This is a genomic window from Flavobacterium sp. AK-345 (genome assembly GCF_058310175.1).
In genome coordinates, this window is record NZ_JBZEER010000012.1 from 41,223 (window position 1) to 67,565 (window position 26,343).

The following is a 26,343-nucleotide window of genomic DNA, read 5'->3' on the forward strand; positions in this document are numbered from 1 at the left end:
TTTTTAGTCGTGGGTTTTAGAAAACCTGACGGGTTTTAAAAACCCGTCAGGTTTAACTATAAAGTTAATCTATAATATCAAATCCGCAGTAAGGGCGTAAAACTTCTGGAATTACGATTCCTTCCGGCGTTTGGTAATTTTCTAAAATTCCGGCCAAAACTCTTGGCAAAGCCAATGAACTTCCGTTAAGTGTGTGTGCCAATTGGTTTTTTCCGTCTTTGTCTTTGAAACGTAATTTCAAACGATTGGCCTGGAAAGTCTCAAAATTAGAAACTGAACTAATTTCTAACCAGCGATCCTGTGCTGTAGAAAACACCTCAAAATCATAAGTCAAAGCCGATGTGAAACCCATATCGCCACCACATAAACGTAAAACACGGTATGGTAATTTTAATTCTTTTAAAATATCTTTTACGTGTTCTACCATTCCGTCCAATGCTGCATAAGAATTATCCGGGTGTTCAACGCGTACGATTTCAACTTTATCAAATTGGTGCAAACGGTTTAATCCGCGAACGTGCGCTCCGTAAGAACCTGCTTCACGACGGAAACATGGTGTGTAAGCCGTATATAAAACCGGCAATTCCGTCTCACTTAATAAAACATCTCTAAATAAATTCGTTACCGGAACTTCAGCAGTTGGAATCAAATATAAATCATCAATTGTTGAATGATACATTTGCCCTTCTTTATCCGGCAATTGACCTGTTCCATAACCTGAAGCTTCGTTTACCAAATGCGGAACCTGAACTTCATTATACCCTGCAGCCGTATTTTTATCTAAAAAATAATTGATTAGGGCACGTTGCAAGCGAGCTCCTTTTCCTTTATAAACCGGAAATCCTGCGCCTGTAATTTTTACACCCAATTCAAAGTCGATGATGTCGTATTTTTTTACCAATTCCCAATGTGGCTGTGCGCCTTCGTGTAAAACCGGAATATCACCTTCCTGAAAAACATTCAAATTGTCGTCCGGAGTTTTTCCTTCGGGAACAATATCAGCCGGAAGATTTGGTAAAGTGTATAATTTATTGGTTAATTCGACAGCCAAAGCTTCCGCTTTTTCGCCCAATTCTTTGCTTTTTTCTTTTAATGAAACGGTTTTTTCTTTTAAAATTGCGGCTTTAGATTTCTCACCCGCTTTCATTAATTCGCCTATATCTTTGGACAATTTATTAGATTCGGCTAAAGTATTGTCTAATTCTACTTGTGTTGCGCGACGGGTTTCGTCTAGTTGCACCACTTCTTCCACAACGCTTTTAGCATCGATATTTCGTTTTGCTAAAGCCTTGATTACTTTCTCCTGATTCTCTCTAATAAATGCGATTTGTAACATAGCTTGATTTTTATAACTATTGTATTTTTTTATAATGGAAGCAAATTTAATGAAATGTTTGCTAAGAATACGACAAAGTTTAAAGGGAAAAAGTTATTTCTAAGTGTTATTCCGCGAAGATGCGCTAAGGTTTCGCAGAGATACACGAAGTTTTTTCAAAATTACTTTGCGAAGGTTTGTGAAATTCTTTATGAAGCTCCACAAAATTTTCTCCGAAAAGAAGATTTTTCATTCCACAAAGATGCACCAAGATTTCACAGAGATACACAAAGTTCTTTTAAATATTACTCCGCGAATCTCTGTGAAATCTTGGTGCATCTTTGCGGAATTTATCCATGAAAACAAAAGAATTAAGTAAATTGCAGTTAAAAAATTACAATGATTCATATCGACGATTTTATCGAAAATTTCTCAGCAACTTTCAAAGATTCCTCTTCATCTGCACCTTGGGAAATCACCAATGATCTTAAAAACAGAATCGAAAAAATGATCTCAAATTTAAGTGATGATTTTGTGATTGAAAATAATATTGCCATTCATAAAACTGCAGTTATAGAAAACAATGTAACTATAAAATCGCCCGCAATTATTGGCGAAAATTGTCATGTTGGAGCAAATGCATATTTTAGAGAAGGTGTTTATTTAGATAAATCAGTGAAAATTGGTCCGGGTTGCGAAATCAAAAACAGTATTATTTGTTCAGAAACTGCTGTTGCACATTTTAATTATATCGGAAATAGTATTATTGGCCGAAATATTAATTTTGAAGCCGGTTCGATTGCAGCAAATCATTATAATGAGAGAGCTGTAAAGAAAATTTCCGTGCTTTATAATTCGGAAATCATTGAAACCAACTCTGATAAATTCGGATCGCTAATTGGCGATAATTCCAGAATTGGCGCCAACGCCGTATTGTCACCCGGAACAATTTTAACTAAAAACTCAATTGTAAAAAGACTTGAATTGATTGAGCAGGTTGTAATGAAATAATCTTCTAATGTAAAACAGAACTGCAACTAATGTGAATTTAGCTTTCATGATTTTCTGTTTTATTGCGCATTAATCTTAGAAACTTAATGTTTCTATATCAAATATTTATTCAACATTAAATAATCGCAAAATATAAGAAAGCTCATAAACAATAAAAAGTATAGCCAAAACGGTATGAAAGGTTTTATTGTGAACCCTTATGGCGACCAAACAAAGCAAAACATGACTTATAATACGCACATAATATTCCGCTTGATTGTACAGAAAATAGTCGCCGCCTTTTATTGCCGTATCAATCATATCGGCAATAAAACTTATGGCTAATATCAAGAAAAACCAATTTTTCCGCGAATAGAAATAATCTTCATATCCGTTATAATCAACCAAATCATCGGGATATAAAATCGCACACAACAAGTAATAAATTAGAATATAACAAATGATGAAAAAGTAATCGACAAAATACCATTCCTGAATCAGTTTAAGATTAAACTCCCACCACCAAAAATGTATGATCAGCAAAAAAACATAAAATACCCAAAGCGAGTGTACAAAATAAATTTTCTTTCGTCCCGGATGCTGAATAAAAATCACAGATCCTTTTATGAGATGCGTTAAGCTCAATCCCAGAATAATTCCTATAATTGATTTGATGTGTGTTAGTTCTTCCATAAAATGATATCGATTTTATAAAGAACTAAAATTAAATCAATTAATTGAAAAACAATTATTTATGAAGGATAATTTGCCACAAAGTCACGGAGTCACAAAGTTTTAAATTTCTTTGCGTCTTCGCGACTTTGTGGCAATTGCAGCAAAAAAACTAATCTCTCTTTATCTCATGCCCAACATATTCCTCCAAAGCTGCAAACATATCATCAACAGAAAGCACTTCAAAATCTGGGTGATTTTTCAGGAAATTAGCATTGAGCGTAACCAGGTTTTCTTCTAATTCATAAAAAGTATCGTTGTTCAATGAATCACGAATTGGGTTTACGCCTTCTAATTTGCCCTTTAAAAATTTAGCCAGCTTTACACTGCTCATCAATTTGACTTTTTTGCTTTGTTGCTGAAACAATTCCAAATGTTTTTCGGCTCCAATTAAAGCCAAGCCTTCTTCAATAAGTTCGTTTAGTTCTTTATTCCAGCCTGATTTATAGACAAATTGAGCAAAGTTTCCTTCGGCATATTGCGACCAGTAATAATCCAGATAATAACTCATCAAAGCATCTTCGTGAATAAATTCGTCATCGACACCTTCTTCACGCATTAAATTGATCACCGAAATATTTGAGTGAATCACATCCTGAAGATTTTCACTGTTCATTGCCGTTTCAGAAACTATTATTCTACCGAATTCCTCCATTATGTTTTCTTTTGATATTTTGAATTGCAAATTTCGATTAAATAAAAACAGAAAAGAAATACAATCTGATTTTATATAACGTCGTCTTCTGAATTCTTCTTTTCATTCATTTTTGCCACTAAAGCTTTTAATCGCAAGGCACGTTCCTTCTTTTCTTCCTGAAGTTTAGCCTTTTTCCTGTTGAGCAATTTGGTATGCAAAGCCTTATTTTTGGTGTTTTTTTCGGGTCCTTTTGCCATGATTTCCGTTTTTTACTTGGTTTTGCAAATTTCGGAGAAATAATAACACTGGAAAGTATATTTTGTATTTTTTCTTTTTTGAAAATTCCGTATAAATACTTGGTAAAAAATCTTAATTTATTAATATACTTGTTTGTAAATAAATTAGTTAAATATCAGGCATTTTAAAAATATGTAAAGTTCAAATAGTATTTTAAACTATTAATAAACTAATTACAAAATATTCTTTAGGAACTATAAATAATTAAAATTGAAAAGCATGAAAATCACAAAACTAAAAGAAGATCTATTATATTATGACATTGAAAAAAGAATAGATAGCATTAAAAGCAAAAAAAACATTAATATTTTTCTTTTCCGTATAACAAAAATTATTGTTTTTATTGCAGGTGCTACCGTTACAGTAATTACTGGTTGGAGAATAACAAATTCAGATTCAATTAATTTTAATCCAGATAATTATGTTTTAATAATTAGTGCGGCAATTACAGTATTTGCGGCAATTGAAGGATTATTCAACTTTAAAGACAAGGGAAAAAGTAATGATCTTTTGTTATTTGAATTAAGAAGACTAAGGGATAGAATTTGTTTTGATTTTGATAAAAATCCTGATATATATGAAAAAAACAAAGAGGCACATTTCTTAAATTATCAGGAAATCTTAGAATATCAAAAAATCATAATTGAAAATTCAGATAATGATGAAGAATAATTATACTACTTCACTCAAAATCAACAATAAAACTATTCGATAGAGTGAATTTACAATTTCTTTTCAAAATATTGAAACAGGTAAAAAACTAAAGCAAACGCAACCTTTCAAAAAAACAAACATCTGTTTACAAGGAGATTACTACGAGTATGAAACCAATTCTCATCACTTAAAACCAAAAACCATGAAACAGATTATTACCATTTTAAGCATTTTATTTGTGTTTGCGAGCTGCGACAGCGCTGATTCACAAAACGGAGATTTAGATTTTTCAACAGTTCTTCAGGGCGATCATTTTAATGGAAATTATAAAAATACCAAAGAAAACCTCGTGATAAAAGATCAGCAAACATGGAGTAATTTAATTTCAAAAATAAATCCCTTTAGTGATACCAATTATTATTTTCCTGATGCAACTATTGATTTTAAAAAATATCAGGTCATTGTAGTTATTGATGAAGTACGTCAATATGGTGGTTATTCTATAGACATTACCAAAATTACACAAAACAATAAATAGTATATTTGTTACTGTTGAACAATTAAAACCAGGAGGTATTAATGCCGTCATAACACAACCTTTTCATATTGTTAAAATATTAAAAACAGGAAAAAAAGTGGTTTTTAAATAAATAACCAAGACCAAATGAATTTTCTAAAAAATCTAACACCATTTTTTATAATAGGAATCATCTCTATTATTGCAGGTTTGATTTATGCCACAATTCTAATAACCGGGAATTCTGCACAAGATGGATTAATGGGAATTTATATTTTGCTGGGTTTAATTCCGCTTTGTCTATTTATGGTACTTGACCGCTTTGTTGTTAAGAAGTTTGGAAATCAAAAAGTAAATAAAGTTGAGTTTTCTATTTTGTTATTTATGTTGTTTTTATGGATTTTAAGACTGATACTAAACATGTTATAATCTTTTTAAAATTTAAAATATTACTAATCAAGACGTAGCAAATATTTAACAGTATTAGTTGTAACTTTGATTGGCAAAAAAATACTAACTTTCAAAGTAAACGATCCAATCAAAAAAAAAAGATAAATAATGGAAAACAGAACCACCTTACAATACTACGTTTTAGATGTATTCTCTAATAAAAGTTACAAGGGAAATCCGTTGTCGGTTGTTTTTACAAATGGTGATTTAGACTTAGAAGTGTATCAAAATATCTCAAAAGAATTTGGTTATTCTGAAACTTCTTTTATTTATTATTCTACAAAGAAAAAAGCGTTAAAGGTTCGCTCCTTTACGCCAACAGGAATCGAAATTGATGGCGCAGGACATAATCTACTTGGTGCCGTTTGTGGTGCTTTACTAAAAAAAATGCCCATTTTTGAAGAACAGAATGAAAGTGATCCGTTTGTGATTATGAAAAATTCGCCAATACCTTTAACCGTAAGTTTTGATCCGGTTACGCAATATCCGGTGGTGCAAATGCATCAAAAATCGGCAGTGATCAAGCAAGAAATTCCAACTTATAGAATTGCCGTAGCACTTGGTTTAAAAATCGAAGATCTTGATGTAAACGCTTTTGTACCCACAATTGTCAAAACAGAAGTGGCGCACACAATGGTTCCGATTAAAAATAGTGAAATACTAAATAGCTGTATTCCTGACAACCAACTTTTAATAGAGATTTCGAAAGAATATAAATTTGAAGGCTTTTATTGTTTCACTCCTGCTGAAGAAAATCAGGAACATATCGTCGAAACGAGATTTTTTAACCCAATAATCGGAATTAACGAAGATCCGGCTACAGGAACGGCTGCCGGTCCTTTAATTGGTTTTTTAACTCAAAAGAAATTCACTAAATCAGACAAAGAATATAAAATTCTGCAAGGTGTAAAATTAAAACAGCCTTCGCTGATTGAAGTTATGAATCGTGAAGAAGATATTCTGGTTGGCGGTTCTTCGATTATTACGATGAAAGGTGAACTTTATATATAAAAAAAGCTGCATTAATGCAGCTTTTTTATATCCTAAATTTTATTTCTTAATCTCTTGTTCGAGCATTTTTTGCGGTGTTTTTTGAGGCGGAATTCTTTTCTTTAAAAACAAAATTTGCCCTAAATGACTCGACTGATGTTCCATAACATGAAACCAGCAATACTGATTACTAATATCGTATTTCATCTGAATCTCAGCAAACCAGGCGTCGTCTCTTTTCTTTAATTCTGAAATGGTTTTTGCTCTCACTTCGTTATAAATATCGAGATAATATTGAATATCGTGCCCTTTAAATTCATCTCGTGCAGCCTGATCAAGATTTAAAGCGGTTTCCCATTTTTTCTTTTCTTCTTCATTAAATTCTCTATTTTCAAAAGTAAAAACCTGATAGTATTTTTCGGCGGCAGCCAAATGCATTACAAGCGCTCCAATTCGGTTGGCTTTTTCATCATGCAAATAATCAATTTCGTATTGATCCATATTTTTAACCGTTTCTTCAACACGATCTTTAAGGTCTTCAAGCATCGAAATCATGTCGGCAATTTTTGGAGAAGCGCCTTCAACATTTCCTATTTTTCCGGTTTCTTTTATTACAATACCTTTTCCTTCAAGTAGTAATGAAAGTTTACCATCTACGCTTGATTTATCGGAAGAAATGGTAAATTCCTTAACCTTAACATTTTTTTGTTTAGAATTGCCTAAATTCCAATTTGGAATATCTGTATTGGTCGCAAGCGTTTCAAAACTTGAATTTAAAATGGTTACGGGTTCAAAAACTCCTTTTGCATTTTCGATAAACAATTGAAATTTATCAAAATAAAACTTTCCGTTTGCTTCACAAACTCCTCCAAAATTCAATGTTTTACTGTTTTCATCAATTGTTCCTTCTACAGTATACGATTGCCATTCTTTTGATTTTATGGGTCTGTCATACATATTATCAGAGAAGCCATCTTCATCATTTTTGTTAAAAACTCTTGCGGAAATCCCTGCCCAGGCTTTTGGATCGTTAGAATCTACTTTTGCCGAAGCAATTACTCTAAACTTTTTTTTGACCGGAGTTTGAATCTCTATGGTTTGGCGAAAAGCCATCCATACGCTCGAAATAACTCTTTGTTGAGCTTGTGCCGAAACAAAGCTTAAAAAGAGAAATAATACTACTTTTTTCATTTTTGAAGGTTTATTAACATTTTTGTGTAAATATATATTGTTTTTTAAGAGTATAAAAAAATTATTTACTTGAAAATTCTTTCAAAAAAGAAATTATAACGCAACAAAAAAGCTGCATGAAATCATGCAGCTTTTTTATATTCAAACCAGAAAAAACAGAATTCTTAGTTCGTTTTCATTGGTGGTAAATCGAATGCGATTGAATCGTGTTCGAAGTTGTTACGGTGTCCACCATCGCAGAAAGGTTTGTTTGCAGATAATCCACAACGACAAAGCCCTAATGCAGATCTTCCTTGAAGTCCGTAAACTGTTCCTTCTGAATCCATGATTTCGAATTCGCCTTCTATTTTTATAGATCCGTTTTTATTGATGATTAATTTTGTCTTGCTCATAAAATTGTCTTTGTTTTTTCAGGGCAAAGGTTGCAAAATAAATCCTGAAGATTTTAATTGAGATGCTAGTTTAAACTGGTTCTATTTTATGGAGGTTTTATCGCGGAGATTTTTATGGATTGGGCTGAAATAATCGCGCAAAGACGCTAAGTCGCAAAGGTTTATTTTTGAATAGATTAAAATCCATCCCTACAATGCCCAGAGCCGAAGGCTCTCTCGAAAAAGTTCCGAAGGAACGATTTATTTTGTAGGGCTGGACTTCAGTCCAGTCTAAATAACGCAAGAAATTCCGCAAAGAATGTCGTCAATCTTTGTCGAGCTGCTCGCGAAGATTTCTCGTTCCTCGAAATGACAAACTGTACGATTAATCATAAGCTTCAAATTAAACTCTGCGACTTTGCGAGATTAAAAATTCTCCGCGAATCTCAGCGCAATAACAAAATCTCAATTCTATTGCTTATTTTTGCACTCAATAAAATTGAGTTATGATACAGAATCCAAAGAGATATACTATTACGGCAGCTTTGCCTTACACCAACGGACCTATTCACATTGGGCATTTGGCGGGGGTTTACGTGCCTGCAGATATATATTCGAGATACTTGCGTTTGCAGGGAAAAGACGTTGCGTTTATTTGCGGAAGCGATGAACATGGGGTTGCAATTTCGATGAAAGCCAAAAAAGAAGGAGTTACGCCACAAGAAGTTATTGATAAATATGACGGAATTATCAGAAAATCATTTTCTGATTTCGGAATTTCGTTTGATAATTATTCTCGTACTTCGGCTAAAATTCATCATGATACAGCTCAGGAATTCTTTAAAAAACTATATGATAACGGTGATTTTATTGAAGAAGTAACCGAACAATTGTACGATGCAAAAGCAAATCAGTTTTTGGCAGATCGTTTTGTTGTGGGAACTTGCCCAAGATGCGGTAACGATGGAGCTTACGGAGATCAGTGCGAAAATTGCGGATCTACGTTGAATGCTACGGATTTGATTAACCCAAAATCGACAATTACGGGAGAAACTCCTATTTTGAAAGCAACAAAACACTGGTTTTTACCTCTTGACAGATATACTGAATTCTTAACAGAATGGATTTTGGTTGGACATAAAAGCGACTGGAAACCTAACGTATACGGACAAGTTAAATCTTGGGTTGATGGCGGACTTGAACCTCGCGCTGTAACGCGTGACCTTGATTGGGGAATTGATGTTCCGGTTGAAGGTGCTGAAGGGAAAAAATTATACGTTTGGTTTGATGCGCCAATTGGGTACATTTCATCAACAAAAGAATGGGCGGCACGCGAAGGAAAAGACTGGGAACCATATTGGAAGGATGAAGACACAAAACTGGTTCACTTTATTGGGAAAGACAATATTGTTTTTCACTGTATCATTTTCCCTGCGATGCTTAAAGCCGAAGGAAGCTATATTTTGCCGGACAATGTGCCTGCAAATGAATTTTTGAATTTGGAAGGGAACAAACTTTCGACTTCTAAAAACTGGGCAGTTTGGTTGCATGAATATTTAGAAGAATTTCCGGAGAAACAAGACGTTTTGCGTTATGCATTAACTTCAAACGCTCCTGAAACTAAAGATAATGACTTTACATGGAAAGATTTCCAGGCGAGAAATAACAATGAATTGGTTGCTATTTTCGGGAATTTCATTAATCGTGTAGTTGTTTTAACAAACAAATATTACGACGGTTTTATTCCGACACCAAATGAATTTACAGAAGTTGACGAAGCGGCTTTAGCTGAATTAAAAGCATATCCGGCTGTGATTTCAAGTTCGGTGGAGCGTTACAGATTCCGTGAAGCTTTGGGAGAATTGATGAATGTTGCACGTTTAGGAAATAAATATCTTGCTGATGAAGAGCCTTGGAAAGTAATGAAAGACAATCCGGAGCGTGTAAAAACTCAAATGTATGTGGCGTTGCAAATTGCTGCCGCTTTGAGCATTTTGGCTGAACCGTTTTTACCTTTTACTGCGGCTAAATTGTCAAGAATTCTTAAAAATGAAGGTAAATTAAAATGGAATGACGTTACTGAGAATTCAGAATTGATTCCGGAAGGGCACCAAATTGGTGAAGCCGAATTGCTTTTTGCAAAAATTGAAGACGAAGAAATACAAAAACAAATAGATAAATTGGAAGCTACAAAAACTGCAAATCTTGCCGAAAACAAACAACCGGAACCTCAAAAAGAATTAATTCAATATGAGGATTTTGCTAAAATGGATTTACGCGTAGGAACCATCATTGAAGCAGAAAAAATGCCGAAAGCAAACAAACTTTTGGTTCTAAAAATTGATACTGGAATCGATGTTCGTACAATTGTATCTGGAATTGCCGAAAGCTTTTCGCCAGAAGAAATTATTGGTAAACGTGTTACGGTTTTAGCCAACTTAGCGCCAAGAGCTTTACGTGGAGTTGAAAGTCAGGGAATGATTTTAATGACAACAAATGCCGAAGGAAAATTGGTATTTGTAAATCCTGATACTGATGCGCCGAATGGAGAAACTATAAACTAACTTTTTTGTGAAAGGTTAGATGTGAAATGTTAAAACATGGGAATTTTCTCATGTTTTTTCTTTTTAGCCAAGTTTTTAGTTGTACATTCGTCTCGACTAAATATTTGGAAACTTTAGATAAAAACTTATTCAAAGTTAACATAAGCGAACCCTCGCCAAGGTGCTGGAACAGGAAACTGTCCTAAATCTATCTTTCAGATATTTAGTCACACCTAAAGCGAGGGTTTCGTGCGTTTAATATTTTCGATATGACTAAAGAAAATGAAAAAACATCGGAGCCAGATGTAATAACGGCAATGGCAAAATTTCTGTCAGACCTTTGGTTTGAAGATGATTTTAGGGATCAACCGGAGCATTTGTCCGAAATTTTCGAGACAATTCTGTTAACCGAAATGGGCGATGACCAAGATCTTCGAATCAAAATGGTAGGTTCTATTAGAACCAGTAAATTGTTGGCAAATGCGCTTGGTCCTTTTTCGGATACGGAAATCAACAATGCCTGCAAGAAAATCATGAATGCATAATACCACCCAAAAACAAGTTTAATCCTGATCTTATTATTAAGCATAATTTGAAATGTGCCGTTAGGCACGAAATATTGGTAGAAAACATCAATTGGTAAGAATTTAGCGTGCCGTAGGTACGCCACATTTATACCTAATTTCGTACCTACGGCACTCCAACGAATTCAAACCTGTTTTTTCTACCAATATTTCGTGCCTAACGGCACAATTCTCCTTTGTGTTTATATTTCTTTTTTAAATAAAAGGAAAAATCAAGATATTTGCTATAATATGAAAATCACTAAATCAAGATTAGCCTTAATAGGCGGAATACTTTGTATTTCAATCTTCCCGATATTAGTAAAACTGAAACTAGCGCCAGGATTAATTTCAGCTTTTTACAGAATGTTTTTTGCTGTTACTTTGCTTTTGCCTTATGTACTTTTGACGAAGAACTTTAAAATTCCGAATACAAAATTTCTGCTTTTAGCAGCACTTTGCGGTATTTTATTTGCCTCAGATGTTGCAGTTTGGAATATCGCCATTCAGGAATCAAGCGCGACTCAGGCTTCGTTGCTGACGAATTTATCTCCGCTTTGGGTTGGAATTGGTTCTTTCTTCTTTTTGAAAATAAGACCTGCAACTAATTTCTGGATCGGAACTGTAGTTTCCTTATTTGGAATGATCACTTTGGTAGGTTTTAGCTTTTTTATGGAACTGAATTTTAATCAGGCCTTTTTATTCGCAGTTTTATCCGGAATTTTATATTCGATTTATCTTTTGGTCAGCAAAAATGTACTTTCTCAACTTGATGTTTTATCGTTTATGACGATTAGTTTATTGGCTTCTAGCCTTTATTTAGGAATATTATGTCTTGCTTTGAACGAACCTTTTACAGGATTTTCAAACACGGGCTGGTTTGTTTTGCTGTTGCAGGCTGTAATTTGTCAATTGTGCGCCTGGCTTTCTATAAGTTACGCGACACAACACATGCGCGCGACGAGAGTCTCGTTGAGTTTATTGAGTCAGGCTGTAATTACTTCAATATTAGCTTGGTTGTTTTTGGAAGAACAAATAACTTTACAAATGGTTTTTGGCGGGATCATTTTGCTTTTCGGAATCAGAATTACTTTTTACGATAAAACTATTTCATTAAAAAGACTGTTTTCTAAGAGTTAGGATTGAGAGATGGCACGCGGATGACACGGGTTTAAACGGATTTACGCAGATTTATTTTAAAATAATTCGTGAATTTAAAGCAAAAATAGTCTCTCGCAGATTAAGCAAATAATTTTAATCTGTGGAAAAAAAAATTCGTGAATTCGTGGCGGAAAAAACCTGAAACAAAGAAAACCTGAAACTAAAAAAAATAAACATCTTTATGTTACATAAAAACAAAATACCAAACTTAAAAGTAATCGCATTTGATGCTGATGATACTTTATTTGTAAACGAACCTTATTTTCAGGAAACTGAACACAAATTTTGCGCTTTGATGGAAGATTATCTTTCTCATCAGGGCATTTCGCAGGAATTATTTAAAATTGAAATCGCCAATTTGCCTTTATACGGTTACGGAATCAAAGGTTATATTTTGTCGATGATTGAAGCGGCGATGAATATTTCGAATAATACAATTCCGGTGGAAGTCATTGCAAAAATCATTCAATACGGAAAAGAATTATTGGAGAAACCAATCGAACTTCTTGACGGAATTGAAGAAACTTTACAGTCTTTGCACGGAAAATACAAGTTGGTTGTAGCTACAAAAGGCGACTTAAAAGACCAACACAGTAAATTACACCGTTCTGGTTTAGGGCATTATTTTCATCACATCGAGGTAATGTCAGACAAGCAAACTGTAGATTACGAAAAATTACTTGGTCGTTTAGAAATTCAATCGAATGAATTTTTAATGATCGGAAATTCATTAAAATCAGATGTATTGCCTGTTTTAGAAATTGGCGGTTATGCGGTTCACATTCCTTTTCATACGACTTGGGAACATGAAAAAATCAATCACAAAGTAGAGCACGAACATTTTAGTTCATTCGAGAAAATTTCTGAAGTGCTCCATAATTTATTATAATGAAAACACTTTTAGATTTAGAAAATTGGAATAGAAAAGAACATTTTGCCCATTTTAGTAAAATGGAAGAACCTTTTTTTGGCGCCACTGTACAAATTGATTGTACAAAAGCCTATCAAATGGCAAAAAGCCTAAACAGTTCTTTTTTTATTTATTATTTGCATAAAACACTAGTTGCTGTAAATACAATCGAAAATTTTAAATACCGAATTTCCGAAAACAAAATCTACATTAATGATCGTATTGATGCATCAGCAACTATTGGTCGTGAAGATGGTACTTTTGGATTTTCACTGATCGAATATAATCCGGATTTTGAGATTTTTAAACAAAATGCTTTAGCAGAAATAGAGCGTATTCAAAACACAACTGGGCTTTTTACAAGATCGTTTGATGACGATAATGTCATACATTTCTCGGCAATTCCGTGGTTGAATTTTACTTCGCTTTCTCACGCAAGAAGTTATACATATCCCGATAGCTGCCCTAAAATTTCTTTTGGAAAAATGATTACTTCAGAAACCGGAAAAAGAACAATTGCTATGTCTGTTCATGTACATCACGGTTTAATGGATGGTTTGCACGTTGGACAATTTGTTGATTTATTTCAGGATTTGATGAATAATTAAACAGAAATGCTTCTGTACCCTATTGTAGTGTAAAAATAACCTCTTAAGGATAATTTTTCCTACAAATAATTGTTGGTTTGCGAAAATTTTTAAATCACAAACAACAATGAAAAAAATTGTAACTATTGTTGCATTAACACTAGGTTTAATAAACCTACATGCACAAACGGAAACAAAAAGCAATGAAACTAACTATAATAAATGGTCTATAGAGGTAGCTGGCGGTCTTAACAAACCACAGCGTCCGTTTTCAGCGAAACAGTATTATACTAATATTCCGAGTCCTTTTGTAGTTGATCTGGGAGCGAGGTATATGTTCAACAACAAATTTGGTTTAAAAGCTGATATCGGATACGATAGTTTTACAGATGGTAAAAATTCAGCAAGCTTCAAGTCAAATTATTATAGAGCTGATTTGCAAGCTGTAGCCAATTTAGGCCGAATCATGAATTTTGAAACCTGGACCAAAACAATTGGTCTGTTAGGTCATACTGGTTTTGGGATGAGTGTGTTAGAAAACAAAAACATGCCTTTTAATGATAAAATGGTCAATTTCATCGCAGGTGTTACAGCACAGGTTAGATTAACGGACAGATTAGCGTTAACAGGTGATTTTTCTACCATTTTAAATGCTAGCCAGGATGCAACATTTGATGGTGTTTATCGCGATAATGTGGAAAGAGGATTCTCTGGAATTATTTTTAACGGAACTGTAGGTTTAAATATTTACTTAGGAAAACAAAATCAGCATGCTGACTGGGTTGTGGTTTCTGATAATGCTGATCTTACAGCATTAGAAAACAAAATAGCTGATCTTGAAGCTTTGGTAAATAAAATCCCAGAGCAAAAACCACAAGTTATTGTAGAAAAACCAATAACTACGACAATTGTAAGCGACAAAGATCCTATGAAAGAAATGATCAATGACAAATATTACAGCGTTTATTTTGACTTTAATAAATCTACTCCAATAGAAAATTCAACTGCTGCAATTGATGTTGTTTTAACTTATTTGAGAAAAAACCCTTCTACATCACTTGATATTATTGGATATGCTGATCAGGTTGGCAGTGCAGAGTACAATGAAAAATTATCAAGCTTAAGAGCTAATAATGTAAAAACCATTTTTGAAAAAGCTGGTGTTTCATCTTCAAGATTAAATGTTGTTTCAGCAGGAGCTGACACATCTATTCAAAAAGATTCTGAAGAAGCAAACAGATTAGCAAGAAGAGTTACTTTCAAAGTGAAATAATTTTTTCATTAAAAATATTTAAGCCCTAAAGAAAATTTCTTTAGGGCTTTTTTATGTTCAAAATTACCACAATTGATCTATCTTTATATATCGTTTTAAAACTTTATAGAGAGAAAATCCCGAAGCAACCAATTAAAATTGGAATGATTTTTGTCTCACAAAAATTTATGAAAAAACTTTTACTTCTATCGCTACTAATCTCAAAATCAGTTCTGTTTGGTCAAACAGTATTGGCTTCTTTTCCTTTAGATTTAAAAAAAACAACTGAAGAAAGTCAGGTTCTCAATGTAGAGAATACGCAAACGCATGATGTTTTTGTTTTTGCAGCAACAACAGAAAATGTTACCATTTTAAAATACAATAGTGCCTTATTTTTAAATGAACAATTTACCTTTCCGAAAACAAATCTGGAAAACAGATCGTTAGTTGGCTATAGTTTTGGAGAAGATGGAAATCCAAATTTATATTGGGCGTTAGAAGATTTTAAAAATATAATTATTGTAAAGTATTATTTAGAAACTAAAACGCAGAAGATGCTTCAGTTTAGTTTTCCGTTTTCAACACATGATATTTTAAACTTTTTTCAGGAAAACAATGCCTTTTATATTCTTTCAAAAGAAAGAAATGTACAGGCTTTAACTCTTTACACATTTAAAAACGGAACAGCAGAAGAAAAATTATTTGATTTTTCTACTTATAAGTTTCAAAATAAAAACACTCAATTTGTCACTTTTAATAGAATTGTTGATGAAGATCCTATCGAAAAAATTGACGTAAAAGAATTTGTGCCTTTGGATAAAAGTTCAAAAAAGAGCAAAGCCTATTTATTTGGCGATCATCTGATTTTAACTTTCGATTATAATCCAAAAAAAACACAGGTTTTTGATTTAGATATTGAAAAACATACAGTCAGCGAAAAATCCTTTATACAGCAAGGCATAGATAATACAAACAAAAGCAATTCATTTCTTAACGATAATAAACTATATCAAATAAGTTTGAACAAGTACGGATTTGCAATTGATGTAAAAGATTTTAACTCTGGAAGTACATTAAAAGAAATTAAAGTGTTGAAGAATGACACGATTAAATTTAAAAATTCCCCATTATTTGTACAGACCGATGGACGAACACCTTCTGAATTAAGGAAAACAAGTCAGTTTTTAAACCAATTGTATTTCTTAAATGTTGGATTATCTGCTTTTAAAAACCAAAGAAACACACTGCTTACAATAGGCGGATCTCCAAAAGAAGAAGATTATTCCAGTTTTTATTATAATGGTGATTTTCCACAAATCGATCACGCCAGAACGGTTTATTTTGAAAGTATACTGAATAATAATCTTGAATTTATACAAGAACCTCAGCTGCCTTTGGCAATTGATAACATTTACTACTTTTTGAGCACTCAGAAAAGAATCGCTTTTCAAAATATATTTAAATTTAAAGATTATTCTATTTTAGGATATTACGACAATGCAACAAAACAGTATGTGATGCGCAAGTTTACTGATGGATTTATGGAGCCGGAAATCACAAATCCGATTATCAATAAGGCCATTTTTTCCAGGGATTTTCCTTTAGAAAAACCTTAACCTTATTGAGAATTAATCAAAATGCCTTTGGTTTGGCACTTTCAAAAAATCGTTTTGGATTATTTTTTTTAACTTTACCAAAAAGACACATATTATGCTATCAAAAAATATTGAAACGGCTTTAAACAAACAAATTCGCATAGAGGCAGAATCTTCGCAAACTTACCTTTCTATGGCTTGTTGGGCTGAAGTACACGGATTAGAGGGAATTGCTCAATTTATGTACACACAATCAGACGAAGAACGCGCGCACATGTTAAAACTGGTAAAGTACGTTAACGAACGTGGCGGACATGCACAGATTACAGACCTAAAAGCACCAAAAACTTCTTATTCTACTTTTAAGGAGATGTTTGAGGCACTTTATAACCATGAAATTTTTGTTTCAGAATCTATCAACGAATTGGTACACATCACTTTTGAAGAAAAAGATTATGCAACTCACAATTTCTTACAATGGTACGTAGCAGAACAAATTGAGGAAGAAGCCACAGCTAAATCTATTTTAGATAAAATCAACTTAATTGGTGATGATAAAGGCGGACTTTACTTATTTGATCGTGATATTCAGCAATTAACGGTTACAAGCTCAATCGCTATTAACCCAAAATAAAAAAGTTAAAGTTTATTTAGAATACTTAAAAATAACTTTTATTCTTTTATATTTGCCTCTGTTTATAATACGGAAGCAAATTGAGCAAGAAAGAAAAAGATAAGGACAAGAAAAAGGATAAAAAGAAAAAGAAGAAAAAAGATATCCTTGATAAATTGAAGAAGTTGGAAAACTGCAAATCTTCTTGTTGTGAGAAATACAAAAAGAGCGAAAACAAACGCTGCTCACGATGTCCTATGTTTGACTTATTAAAAAAGACTGCTTAAACTATCATACAAAACCCACCAATTGGTGGGTTTTTAGTTTTAAATTGCAGTCATCTTAAAGTCTCAAATTTTAATTATGGAAAACCCGATTACTATACCAAAATCCAGTCTTGATTTTTTATCTCAACTTAAAGAAAACAATAACAAGCCCTGGTTTGAAGCAAATAAACCCAATTACTTAAACGAATTAAACCATATTGAGAATTTTGCCGGAGCTTTGCTTCAGGAACTTTCTAAAACTGATGTATTAGAAACTGCTTCGGGCAAAAAAAGTGTATACCGAATTTATCGAGATATTCGATTTGCTAAAGACAAAACTCCTTTTAAAACTTTTTGGGGAGGCAGCTTTACCCGTGCAACAAATGCCAGACGTGGCGGCTATTATTTTCATCTGGAAAAAGGAAACAGCTTTTTTGCCGGCGGATTCTGGGGACCAAATGCCGCAGATTTAAAACGCATACGCAGCGAGTTTGCCCACGATCCCGAACCATTTCGAAAAATATTAAAATCAAAAACCTTCGTCAGCACTTTTGGGACTTTACAGGGCGAACAGCTTAAAACTTCTCCAAAAGGTTTTGATGCCGATCATGAAGCAATTGATTTATTGCGTTACAAACAGTTTTTGATCATAAAACGTTTTACAGATGATGAAGTTTTGAGTCCAAAATTTTTAGGGCAGGCTTTGGAAACATGTCAAAACATGAGACCTTTTTTCGATTATATGAGCGAAGTACTTACTACGGATATAAACGGCGGTTCTATTTTATAGCTTACACGCAACAAACCCGACAGTCCCGAAGCCTCGGGATAAAACCTGTCGGGTTTAAATCTCGAATTTGTTAAACTTTATTTACTAAGCAACAAAATCTCACTTACAACAACTTCGGTTACATATCTTTTTTCTCCGTTTTTGTCATAACTTCTGTGGGTCAATTTTCCCTCAATTGCAACTTCTTTGCCTTTTACAACATACTTTTCGATAATCTCGGCCGTTTTTCCCCAGGCAGTTACACGGTGCCATTCGGTTTGTTCTATTTTTTCACCTTTATCATTTGTGTATTTGTCGTTTGTGGCAATAGTTACATGAGCCAACTTTCTACCGTTTTCTAATGTTTTAATTTCCGGATCGTTTCCTACGTTACCAATTAATTGTACTCTGTTTTTCATTGCATTCATGGCGTATAATTTTTAAATGTTCATATAAGGAATTCGTTTATCAAATTCAACGATGCAAAGATGTGACAGCAGGCAAAATTTATTCGGTTACAAAGTATTTACTTTCGGTTGTAACTATTTGTAAGCGTTTGTAAGTGGAAATATTTTTTTGTATATTTCACAGAAATCTTACTATATGCAGGCGCAAATCAATAAAGTTGAGTTAAGAAATTTAGAATTGGACGATTATAAACAATTGAAAAATTCAATGGTAGAATCGTATCCCGAAATGGCCAATTCATACTGGAGATCTGATGATATAAAAAAATTACTCTCAATATTTCCTGAAGGTCAATTAGTTATTTTAGTTGATGGCATAGTTGTAGGTTCTGCCCTATCTTTAATTGTCGATGAAAAATTAGTTGACAAGAGACACAATTACAAACAAATTATTGGCGACTATACTTTTTCAACCCATAATCCGGATGGGGAAATTTTGTACGGTATAGACGTTTTTATCCACCCACATTATCGCGGTTTACGTTTGGGGCGTCGTTTATACGATGCAAGAAAGGAACTTTGCGAACAATTAAACTTAAAAGCGATTGTTTTTGCAGGAAGAATTCCTAACTACAGTCAACACGCTAAAAAATTTACTCCGAAAGTTTATATCGATAAAGTAAAACACAAAGAATTACACGATCCAGTACTTTCCTTTCAGCTGAGTAATGATTTTCACGTTTTGCGAATCATCAAAAATTACCTTGAAGGCGATGAAGAATCAAAGGAGTTTGCGGTTCTTTTAGAATGGAATAATGTTTATTACGACGAAAGTCCGAAATTGATTAATCTTGAAAAAAGTGTTATCCGTTTGGGATTAATCCAATGGCAAATGCGTCAGCTTAACAATGTTGAAGAATTTTTTGAGCAATCAGAATTTTTCATTGATGTTGTTTCTGGCTATGGTGCCGATTTTGCTTTATTTCCAGAGCTTTTCATTGCCCCTTTAATGGCAGATTACAATCATTTGTCTGAAGCAGAAGCTATTCGGGAACTTGCCCGTTATTCTGACCCAATAAGAAAGCGTTTTCAGGAATTTGCTATTTCATACAACATCAATATTATCACCGGAAGTATGCCTTACCTCGATAACGGTAATTTATACAACGTTGGTTTTTTATGCAAAAGAGATGGAACTTCAGAAATGTATACCAAAATTCACGTTACGCCAAACGAAGTGCAACATTGGGGAATGAAAGGCGGATCGCACTTTAAGACGTTCGATACTGATTGTGGCAAAATTGGAATTTTAATTTGTTATGATGTTGAGTTTCCGGAGCTTTCAAGAATTATGGCCAATGAAGGAATGAATATTTTGTTTGTTCCATTTTTAACAGATACTCAAAACGCTTACACCCGTGTAAAACATTGTTCGCAAGCGCGAGCCATAGAAAATGAATGTTATGTTGCCATTGCCGGCTGTGTTGGTAATTTGCCAAAAGTAAATAATATGGACATTCAATATGCACAAGCCTCTGTTTTTACGCCTTCAGATTTTGCTTTTCCAAGTAACGGAATCAAAGCCGAAGCAACTCCAAATACCGAAATGACCCTAATTGTTGACGTTGATTTAAATTTATTAAAACAGCTTCACGAGCACGGCAGTGTTCGAATTTTGAAAGACAGAAGGCATGATTTATACGAAATTAAAAAAATCGATCAATGAAAACCTGTCTTGAATGTTCAGAAAAAATTGTAGGCCGCGAAGACAAGAAATTTTGTTCAGACAATTGCCGAAATGCCTATAATAATAAAATAAATAAGGATAGTAATAATTTCATGCGGAATGTAAACAATAAGTTACGCAAAAATTACCGTATTTTGTCCGAGCTAAACACAGAAGGGAAATCAAAAGCAACAAGAGATAAAATGATCAATAAGGGTTTTGATTTTGATTTCTTTACAAATATTTTGCAGACTAAAACCGGAAATACCTATTATTTCCTGTACGACCAGGGATATCGCTCTTTGGAAAATGATTATTTTATGCTCGTTAAAAAAGAAATTTAGTATATATTCAATATGAGAAAAAACCCGACTTCAATACTTGCTTTTGTATGCGTTTTAGCAATTTTAGGTATTATATACGCCACAATGATGCCTCAATGGGTTTCTAAAAACGAAGAAGCCCTTGCTGAATTTTCTACAGAAAGAGCTTTCAATCAGGTTAAAATTATTGCTCAAAAGCCACATTATGTTGGTTCAACAAATCATGAACTTGTTGCTAATTATCTTAAATTAGAATTGAACCGAATTGGTTTAGAAACTTCGATTCAGGAAGGATTTACACTAAATGATAAAGGGCTTTTGGTAAAATCCAAAAATATCCTGGCCCGCATAAAAGGAACCAACAACTCAAAAGCACTTTTATTACTTTCTCATTATGACAGTGCTCCGCATTCTTTTTCAAAAGGAGCAAGCGATGACGCATCAGGAGTTGCGACAATTCTGGAAGGAATCCGTGCTTTTTTATATTCTAAAAATCCACAGAAAAACGACATAATTATTCTTTTTTCAGATGCTGAAGAATTAGGTTTAAACGGTGCAGCGCTTTTTGTCAATCAGCATCCGTGGGCAAAAGATGTTGGTCTGGTTCTAAATTTTGAAGCCCGGGGTTCTTCAGGACCAAGTTATATGTTGATGGAAACCAACAAAGGAAATCAAGCTCTTGTAAAAGAATTTGCAAATGCAAAAGCAAAATATCCCGTTTCAAATTCGCTGATGTATAGCATTTATAAAATGCTGCCAAACGATACTGATCTAACTGTTTTTAGAGAACAGGGAAACATTCAGGGCTTTAATTTTGCTTTTATCGACGGCCATTATAATTATCATACACAACAAGATGATATCCAGCATTTAAACAAAACAACTTTATCTCATCAGGGGACTTATTTAATGCCCTTATTAAAATACTTCTCAAATATTGATTTAAACTCTACTCAAACTACAGAAGACAACGTATATTTTAGTGTTCCTTTCGGATTCATAAATTATCCATTTGCATGGGTATTTCCAATGTCCTTAATTGCTTTAGGATTACTAATTCTTTTTATTTTTATAGGAAAAGCAAAACGCGTTATTACTTTCAGAGAAATTTTCAGGGGTTTTGTTCCTTTAATTGGTTCTATAGTCATTGCCGGTTTGGTAACTTTTCTGGGCTGGAAAATAATTTTAGAAGCTTATCCGCAATATTCAGATTTGCTAAACGGTTTTACTTATAACGGACATGCTTACATTGGAGCTTTTGTAACACTTACTATTGCCATTTGTTTTGCTTTCTATAACCGTTTTTCGGAAGCAAAAATTACAATGAACCATTTTGTAGCGCCTTTATTGCTTTGGATCATTATCAATCTCTTTTTAGCCAATAGTTTAACCGGGGCAGGTTTTCTGATTATTCCGGTTTACTTCGGAATCCTTTTATTCGGGATATTTGTAATCACGCAACATTATAGCTTAGGCCTAAACTTATTATTTAGTATTCCCGCATTGGCAATTGTAGCACCTTTTATTATCATGTTCCCAATTGGCTTAGGTCTAAAAATACTTTTTGGAAGTGCCATACTAACCGTTTTACTTTTCGGATTATTACTTCCCATATTTGGTTCTTTTTTCAGAAAAGGTGTCTGGGCGATATTATTTTTTATTACCTCGATCGCTTTCTTCGTTTATGCTGGTTATAACTCAGGATATGAGTACGGAAAAGCAAAATCTAACAGTTTATTGTATGTTTATAATGCCAATACAGATTCGGCAGTTTGGACAACTTATGATGTAAATCTTGACGAATGGACTAAAACTTATTTAGGAGAAAAAAATCAAAAAGCGGTAGGTTTAAACGGTTTGCCATTGGCCAGCAAATACAATTCAACCTTTACCTACAGCGCAATTGCACCAAATATTGCCATTCCAAAACCAACTATTGAGTTCTTAAAAGACAGCGTAATAGGCAACAACAGGTATTTAAAAATAAAAATAACGCCAAACAGAAAAGTCAATCGTTACGATATTTACGCCAATCCAAAAATGACTTTTTATAATTTTAAGGCAAATGGAGTTTCAACTTCCGGTCAAAAAGGAAATCGTTTAGAACGAGATGACATGAAAATCTTATGCTACTATGTTGTTGGCAATGAGCCATTAGTTATGGATTTCTATATTAATAAATCATCTGTATTTGGTATGGATTTAATTGAAAGTTCTTTTGATTTAATGACAAATCCGCTGTTGAATGTAAAACCAAGAAGTGACTGGATGATGCCAACACCTTTTGTATTGAACGATGCTATTTTAATTCAGCAAAAAATTGAAAGATATACAGCACCCGTAAATGTTCCTCTTGAAACCGCACCGGTAAAAGACAGCACCATAACTGCAATAGATACGCTAAAACAGGCTGTTAAGCCTGAATAAAACAAAATATAAATAACAATAAAAAAGGCAAACTTAAATTGAAGTTTGCCTTTTTTATTTAACAAGCACATTCAATTTTTAAACCTGCTGTTTTACCATTTGTGCCTTCAGTTGCATAACCGTCAACCTTCCACCACTCTATTCCGCCAATTAATTCTTTTACTTTAAAACCAAGTTTTGCCATATTCAATGCGCCTTTTGTTGATGCATTACAGCCAATTCCGTCACAATAGGTTACATACAAAACTTCTTTATCGAGATGTTTTGTACTTTCGATTGTCATTTCGCGATGCGGAATATTAATCGCTGTCGGAATATGTTCTGCCTGATATCCAAAAGACTTTCTGGCATCAATAACGACTACTTTTTCTCCATTATTTAAAGCATCAAACAAATCCGAAGGATCCATTTCAAAGGCCAGTTTATTTTCATAATGTTTAATTTGTGTTTCCATTTTTTTAGTTTTAATGATTAGTTTTTTCAAAAGTAGTCCAACATTATATTCCATAAAAACGAAAAGAATTCATCCATTTCATTACTTTTTTTCATACAAAAGCCAGATTAAAATTTTGTTACTTTGTATACTAATTCTCTAAAAATGGAAATACGGCATTTACGATTGATAAAAGCGATTGTTGAAGAAGGAAGTATCACCAAAGCAATTGAAAAACTTCATTTAACCCAATCTGCATTAAGTCACCAACTTAAAGAAGCCGAATACCAATTGGGTACGCCTATTTTTTTTAGAATGAATAGAAAACTGGTTTTAACCAAAGCCGGTGAAAAAATGTACGGGATTGCCAATGAAATTCTTGACAAACTTTCGCAAACCGAATCTCAAATCAAACAAATGGTTTTTGGAGAACACGGCGAAATCAGGATTAGTACCGAATGTTTTTCAAGTTACCACTGGCTGCCTTCGGTTTTAAAGCAATTTCATTTGCTGTATCCAAATGTTGAATTGAAGATTGTTACTGAAGCCACCCATATTCCATTGCAAAAATTACTGGATAATACAATTGATATCGCCATTATCAGCGACCAGATCAATGATAACAACATCAAATATCTGGAACTTTTTCAGGATGAAGTTGTTATGGCAGTTTCTGAAAACCATTCGTGGGCAAATAAAAAATACGTTGTTGCCGAAGATTTTATCGACGAACATTTACTGATTCATTCCCTTCCGATGGAAACCGTTACGATTCATCAATTTGTTTTGGCTCCAGCCAAAGTAACTCCCAAAAAAATTACAGCAATTCCATTAACCGAAGCTTCTCTGGAAATGGTAAAAGCCGATATGGGCGTTATGTCGATGGCAAAATGGGCATTGCTTCCACATTTGAAAAATAATCCCATAAAAGCTATTAAAATTGGTAAAAACGGCCTAAAAAGAAAACACTTTATAGCAATTAGGCAAAATGAGGTTTATCCTGACTATTTTCATCATTTTATTACCTTTTTACAAACCGAAATTAATATTCAATGAAATATTCTATAAGAAATTGCGAGCTTTCAGATTTACCAAAACTTGTTATTTTATGCCAAAAACATGCTGAATACGAAAAAGCCGATTATGCTCCGGAAGGAAAAGAAGAAGGTTTAAAAAAGATTTTATTTGCTTCAGAGCCAAATCACTTTTGTTTAGTAGTTGCCACAGAAAATGACATTGTAGGTTATGCAACTTATAATTTTATGCATTCAACCTGGGATGCTGCAGATATTATACACATGGATTGTTTGTTTTTAGAAGAAGAAGCCAGAAACTACGGTATTGGAGAAGTGATAATCAACAAACTAAAAGAAATTGGGAAAGCAAAAAACTGTATTAACATGCAATGGCGAACACCTCAATTTAATGAAAGAGCTATAAAATTCTACAACCGAATTGGCGCAAAAGGAAAAGAAAAAATCTGTTTCTTTTTAGATTTGTAATAACAAAGTGCGTAAAATTTAATCTCGCAAAGGCGCAAAGATAAAAACTAATCAATTTCAATTTTAAGTTTTTCAACTTTGAACCTTGTACCTTTGCAACTCTGAACCTTCAAAAAAATGACTCAAATAAGTATTTTAGGCTGTGGCTGGCTGGGATTGCCTTTGGCAAAAAGCTTAATCGCAAAAAGGCGTTCTGTAAACGGATCAACAACATCTGAAAATAAACTGCAAATTTTGAAGGATGCTGGTATAAATCCCTATTTAGTTGCGCTTGAAAGCGAAAGTATTTCAGAAACCATAATTCCATTTTTATCCAAAAGTGAAATTTTAATTATTGATATTCCGCCAAAGTTACGCGCAACAAATTCTGATACTTCAGATTCTCTACGAAAGGTTTTTGTGGAAAAAATCAAAACCTTGATTCCTTTTATAGAGCAATCAAGAGTAAAAAAGGTACTTTTTGTAAGTTCGACTTCTGTTTATGGAGATGAAAATGATTTAATCACAGAAGAAACAATTCCAAATCCGGAAACAGAAAGTGGCAAACAATTGCTTTTAGCAGAAGCTCTTTTGCAAAAAAATGAAAACTTCGAAACAACCATTTTGCGTTTCGGCGGATTAATTGGCGAAGATCGTCATCCGGTAAAATTTTTAGCAGGAAAGGAAAATCTCGAAAATCCTGATGCGCCAGTAAATTTAATTCACCAAAACGACTGCATTAACATTATTGAAGAAATCATTTATCAGTCAAAATGGAATGAAGTTTTCAACGCCGTCGCTCCTTTTCATCCTACAAGGGAGGAATATTATACACAGAAGGCAAAAGAACAGGGTTTGGTGTTGCCAAAATTTGGCGTTGAAAAATCGAATATTAAAAAGATTGTTTCTAGTGAAAAGGTTGAAAATAGTTTAAACTATCACTTTAAACTTGACGTTTGTTAAACCATATAAGTGATATAAGTTCATATAAACAAACTGCAAAACTTTGCGACCTCCTAAGTAAAACGCAACAAAACCCATTCATTCACACATAACAAACTTTGAGACCTTTGCGAAAAAACTTTGTGTTCTCTGCGGTAAAACAAAACTTAAATACTTATATGGTTTAAATAAAATTGCGAA

29 protein-coding genes are annotated in these 26,343 nt (G+C 33.4%); 21 read left to right on the forward strand and 8 right to left on the reverse strand.

Annotated elements, in window-relative coordinates; translation table 11 throughout:
• Window positions 1-64 precede the first annotated feature (64 nt).
• On the reverse strand, window positions 65-1,336 hold the full coding sequence (gene serS / locus AC4FQ3_RS18755; protein WP_042563533.1) for a serine--tRNA ligase: 1,272 nt from the start codon (window positions 1,334-1,336) through the stop codon (window positions 65-67).
• A 378-nt stretch (window positions 1,337-1,714) separates the two neighbouring features.
• Here serS and AC4FQ3_RS18760 point away from each other — a divergent pair, with 378 nt between their 5' ends.
• Window positions 1,715-2,326 carry a DapH/DapD/GlmU-related protein gene (locus tag AC4FQ3_RS18760; protein WP_042563534.1) on the forward strand — a complete coding sequence of 204 codons (612 nt, stop codon included), beginning with the start codon at window positions 1,715-1,717 and terminating at the stop codon, window positions 2,324-2,326.
• A gap of 105 nt (window positions 2,327-2,431) precedes the next feature.
• Here the strand turns inward: AC4FQ3_RS18760 and AC4FQ3_RS18765 are convergent, their stop codons facing one another.
• The 3 genes from AC4FQ3_RS18765 to AC4FQ3_RS18775 form a co-directional block, all read right to left on the reverse strand.
• On the reverse strand, window positions 2,432-2,998 hold the full coding sequence (locus tag AC4FQ3_RS18765; RefSeq protein ID WP_491182858.1) for a hypothetical protein: 567 nt from the start codon (window positions 2,996-2,998) through the stop codon (window positions 2,432-2,434).
• 151 nt (window positions 2,999-3,149) lie between these two features.
• Entirely contained in the window at window positions 3,150-3,692 is a 543-nt protein-coding gene (locus tag AC4FQ3_RS18770) for a DMP19 family protein (protein WP_491182859.1), read from the reverse strand.
• Window positions 3,693-3,763: 71 nt separating this feature from the next.
• Window positions 3,764-3,931 carry a hypothetical protein gene (locus AC4FQ3_RS18775; RefSeq protein WP_165587175.1) on the reverse strand — a complete coding sequence of 56 codons (168 nt, stop codon included), beginning with the start codon at window positions 3,929-3,931 and terminating at the stop codon, window positions 3,764-3,766.
• 259 nt (window positions 3,932-4,190) lie between these two features.
• Between AC4FQ3_RS18775 and AC4FQ3_RS18780 the strand changes: the two genes are divergently transcribed.
• The 4 genes from AC4FQ3_RS18780 to AC4FQ3_RS18795 all read left to right on the forward strand — a co-directional run bounded on the left by AC4FQ3_RS18780 (window position 4,191) and on the right by AC4FQ3_RS18795 (window position 6,603).
• On the forward strand, window positions 4,191-4,643 hold the full coding sequence (locus AC4FQ3_RS18780; protein WP_073394341.1) for a hypothetical protein: 453 nt from the start codon (window positions 4,191-4,193) through the stop codon (window positions 4,641-4,643).
• A gap of 184 nt (window positions 4,644-4,827) precedes the next feature.
• Window positions 4,828-5,163 carry a hypothetical protein gene (locus AC4FQ3_RS18785; RefSeq protein ID WP_491182860.1) on the forward strand — a complete coding sequence of 112 codons (336 nt, stop codon included), beginning with the start codon at window positions 4,828-4,830 and terminating at the stop codon, window positions 5,161-5,163.
• Window positions 5,164-5,289: 126 nt separating this feature from the next.
• Window positions 5,290-5,571: a hypothetical protein gene (locus AC4FQ3_RS18790; RefSeq protein ID WP_491182861.1), complete on the forward strand. Its 282-nt coding sequence runs from the start codon at window positions 5,290-5,292 to the stop codon at window positions 5,569-5,571.
• A 129-nt stretch (window positions 5,572-5,700) separates the two neighbouring features.
• Window positions 5,701-6,603 carry a PhzF family phenazine biosynthesis protein gene (locus tag AC4FQ3_RS18795; RefSeq protein ID WP_491182862.1) on the forward strand — a complete coding sequence of 301 codons (903 nt, stop codon included), beginning with the start codon at window positions 5,701-5,703 and terminating at the stop codon, window positions 6,601-6,603.
• Window positions 6,604-6,642: 39 nt separating this feature from the next.
• On the opposite strand, the gene AC4FQ3_RS18800 is transcribed toward AC4FQ3_RS18795, so the two are convergent.
• Entirely contained in the window at window positions 6,643-7,773 is a 1,131-nt protein-coding gene (locus AC4FQ3_RS18800; RefSeq protein ID WP_491182863.1) for a DinB family protein, read from the reverse strand.
• A gap of 164 nt (window positions 7,774-7,937) precedes the next feature.
• Window positions 7,938-8,165, reverse strand: a complete 228-nt coding sequence (locus tag AC4FQ3_RS18805; protein WP_059117016.1) for a CDGSH iron-sulfur domain-containing protein — start codon at window positions 8,163-8,165, stop codon at window positions 7,938-7,940.
• A 485-nt stretch (window positions 8,166-8,650) separates the two neighbouring features.
• On the opposite strand from AC4FQ3_RS18805, the gene metG reads away from it, so the two are divergent.
• From metG to AC4FQ3_RS18855, 10 genes are all read left to right on the forward strand, one after another.
• Window positions 8,651-10,708: a methionine--tRNA ligase gene (gene metG, locus AC4FQ3_RS18810; protein ID WP_491182864.1), complete on the forward strand. Its 2,058-nt coding sequence runs from the start codon at window positions 8,651-8,653 to the stop codon at window positions 10,706-10,708.
• Window positions 10,709-10,956: 248 nt separating this feature from the next.
• A complete protein-coding gene (locus AC4FQ3_RS18815) occupies window positions 10,957-11,232 on the forward strand; it encodes a hypothetical protein (RefSeq protein ID WP_042563545.1) in 276 nt (91 codons plus the stop codon).
• A 270-nt stretch (window positions 11,233-11,502) separates the two neighbouring features.
• On the forward strand, window positions 11,503-12,390 hold the full coding sequence (locus AC4FQ3_RS18820) for a DMT family transporter (RefSeq protein ID WP_491182865.1): 888 nt from the start codon (window positions 11,503-11,505) through the stop codon (window positions 12,388-12,390).
• Between the two features lie 202 nt (window positions 12,391-12,592).
• Window positions 12,593-13,300, forward strand: a complete 708-nt coding sequence (locus AC4FQ3_RS18825) for an HAD family hydrolase (RefSeq protein WP_302094001.1) — start codon at window positions 12,593-12,595, stop codon at window positions 13,298-13,300.
• Window positions 13,300-13,929 (forward strand): CatA-like O-acetyltransferase, encoded by a 630-nt coding sequence (locus AC4FQ3_RS18830; RefSeq protein ID WP_491182866.1) that lies wholly within the window; start codon window positions 13,300-13,302, stop codon window positions 13,927-13,929. The genes AC4FQ3_RS18825 and AC4FQ3_RS18830 overlap by 1 nt, the downstream gene beginning before the upstream one ends.
• Before the next feature lie 106 nt (window positions 13,930-14,035).
• The gene (locus AC4FQ3_RS18835; protein ID WP_491182867.1) at window positions 14,036-15,181 is read left to right on the forward strand and encodes an OmpA family protein; all 1,146 of its coding nucleotides are present in this window, start codon (window positions 14,036-14,038) and stop codon (window positions 15,179-15,181) included.
• Window positions 15,182-15,348: 167 nt separating this feature from the next.
• Window positions 15,349-16,776 (forward strand): hypothetical protein, encoded by a 1,428-nt coding sequence (locus AC4FQ3_RS18840; RefSeq protein WP_491182868.1) that lies wholly within the window; start codon window positions 15,349-15,351, stop codon window positions 16,774-16,776.
• A gap of 94 nt (window positions 16,777-16,870) precedes the next feature.
• A complete protein-coding gene (locus tag AC4FQ3_RS18845; RefSeq protein ID WP_042563550.1) occupies window positions 16,871-17,389 on the forward strand; it encodes a ferritin in 519 nt (172 codons plus the stop codon).
• An 80-nt stretch (window positions 17,390-17,469) separates the two neighbouring features.
• Window positions 17,470-17,655, forward strand: a complete 186-nt coding sequence (locus AC4FQ3_RS18850) for a hypothetical protein (protein WP_302094005.1) — start codon at window positions 17,470-17,472, stop codon at window positions 17,653-17,655.
• Between the two features lie 76 nt (window positions 17,656-17,731).
• Window positions 17,732-18,424: a DUF2461 domain-containing protein gene (locus AC4FQ3_RS18855; protein ID WP_491182869.1), complete on the forward strand. Its 693-nt coding sequence runs from the start codon at window positions 17,732-17,734 to the stop codon at window positions 18,422-18,424.
• Window positions 18,425-18,501: 77 nt separating this feature from the next.
• Here the strand turns inward: AC4FQ3_RS18855 and AC4FQ3_RS18860 are convergent, their stop codons facing one another.
• Entirely contained in the window at window positions 18,502-18,831 is a 330-nt protein-coding gene (locus AC4FQ3_RS18860; protein WP_491182870.1) for a single-stranded DNA-binding protein, read from the reverse strand.
• Between the two features lie 175 nt (window positions 18,832-19,006).
• On the opposite strand from AC4FQ3_RS18860, the gene AC4FQ3_RS18865 reads away from it, so the two are divergent.
• Genes AC4FQ3_RS18865 through AC4FQ3_RS18875 form a run of 3 tightly spaced genes read left to right on the forward strand, consistent with a single transcriptional unit; the run spans window position 19,007 to window position 23,286 of the window.
• Window positions 19,007-20,536 (forward strand): bifunctional GNAT family N-acetyltransferase/carbon-nitrogen hydrolase family protein, encoded by a 1,530-nt coding sequence (locus tag AC4FQ3_RS18865; protein WP_073394353.1) that lies wholly within the window; start codon window positions 19,007-19,009, stop codon window positions 20,534-20,536.
• The gene (locus tag AC4FQ3_RS18870) at window positions 20,533-20,880 is read left to right on the forward strand and encodes a hypothetical protein (RefSeq protein ID WP_042563555.1); all 348 of its coding nucleotides are present in this window, start codon (window positions 20,533-20,535) and stop codon (window positions 20,878-20,880) included. The genes AC4FQ3_RS18865 and AC4FQ3_RS18870 overlap by 4 nt, the downstream gene beginning before the upstream one ends.
• Before the next feature lie 12 nt (window positions 20,881-20,892).
• Window positions 20,893-23,286, forward strand: a complete 2,394-nt coding sequence (locus tag AC4FQ3_RS18875) for a M28 family peptidase (protein WP_491182871.1) — start codon at window positions 20,893-20,895, stop codon at window positions 23,284-23,286.
• Window positions 23,287-23,344: 58 nt separating this feature from the next.
• Here AC4FQ3_RS18875 and AC4FQ3_RS18880 read toward each other — a convergent pair whose 3' ends face one another.
• Entirely contained in the window at window positions 23,345-23,740 is a 396-nt protein-coding gene (locus tag AC4FQ3_RS18880) for a rhodanese-like domain-containing protein (protein ID WP_491182872.1), read from the reverse strand.
• 144 nt (window positions 23,741-23,884) lie between these two features.
• On the opposite strand from AC4FQ3_RS18880, the gene AC4FQ3_RS18885 reads away from it, so the two are divergent.
• From AC4FQ3_RS18885 to AC4FQ3_RS18895, 3 genes are all read left to right on the forward strand, one after another.
• On the forward strand, window positions 23,885-24,775 hold the full coding sequence (locus AC4FQ3_RS18885) for a LysR family transcriptional regulator (protein WP_491182873.1): 891 nt from the start codon (window positions 23,885-23,887) through the stop codon (window positions 24,773-24,775).
• Window positions 24,772-25,221: a GNAT family N-acetyltransferase gene (locus tag AC4FQ3_RS18890; protein ID WP_491182874.1), complete on the forward strand. Its 450-nt coding sequence runs from the start codon at window positions 24,772-24,774 to the stop codon at window positions 25,219-25,221. The genes AC4FQ3_RS18885 and AC4FQ3_RS18890 overlap by 4 nt, the downstream gene beginning before the upstream one ends.
• A gap of 117 nt (window positions 25,222-25,338) precedes the next feature.
• Window positions 25,339-26,163, forward strand: coding sequence for a Rossmann-fold NAD(P)-binding domain-containing protein (locus AC4FQ3_RS18895; RefSeq protein ID WP_491182875.1), 825 nt, complete (start codon window positions 25,339-25,341; stop codon window positions 26,161-26,163).
• The last annotated feature ends 180 nt before the right edge of the window (window positions 26,164-26,343 follow it).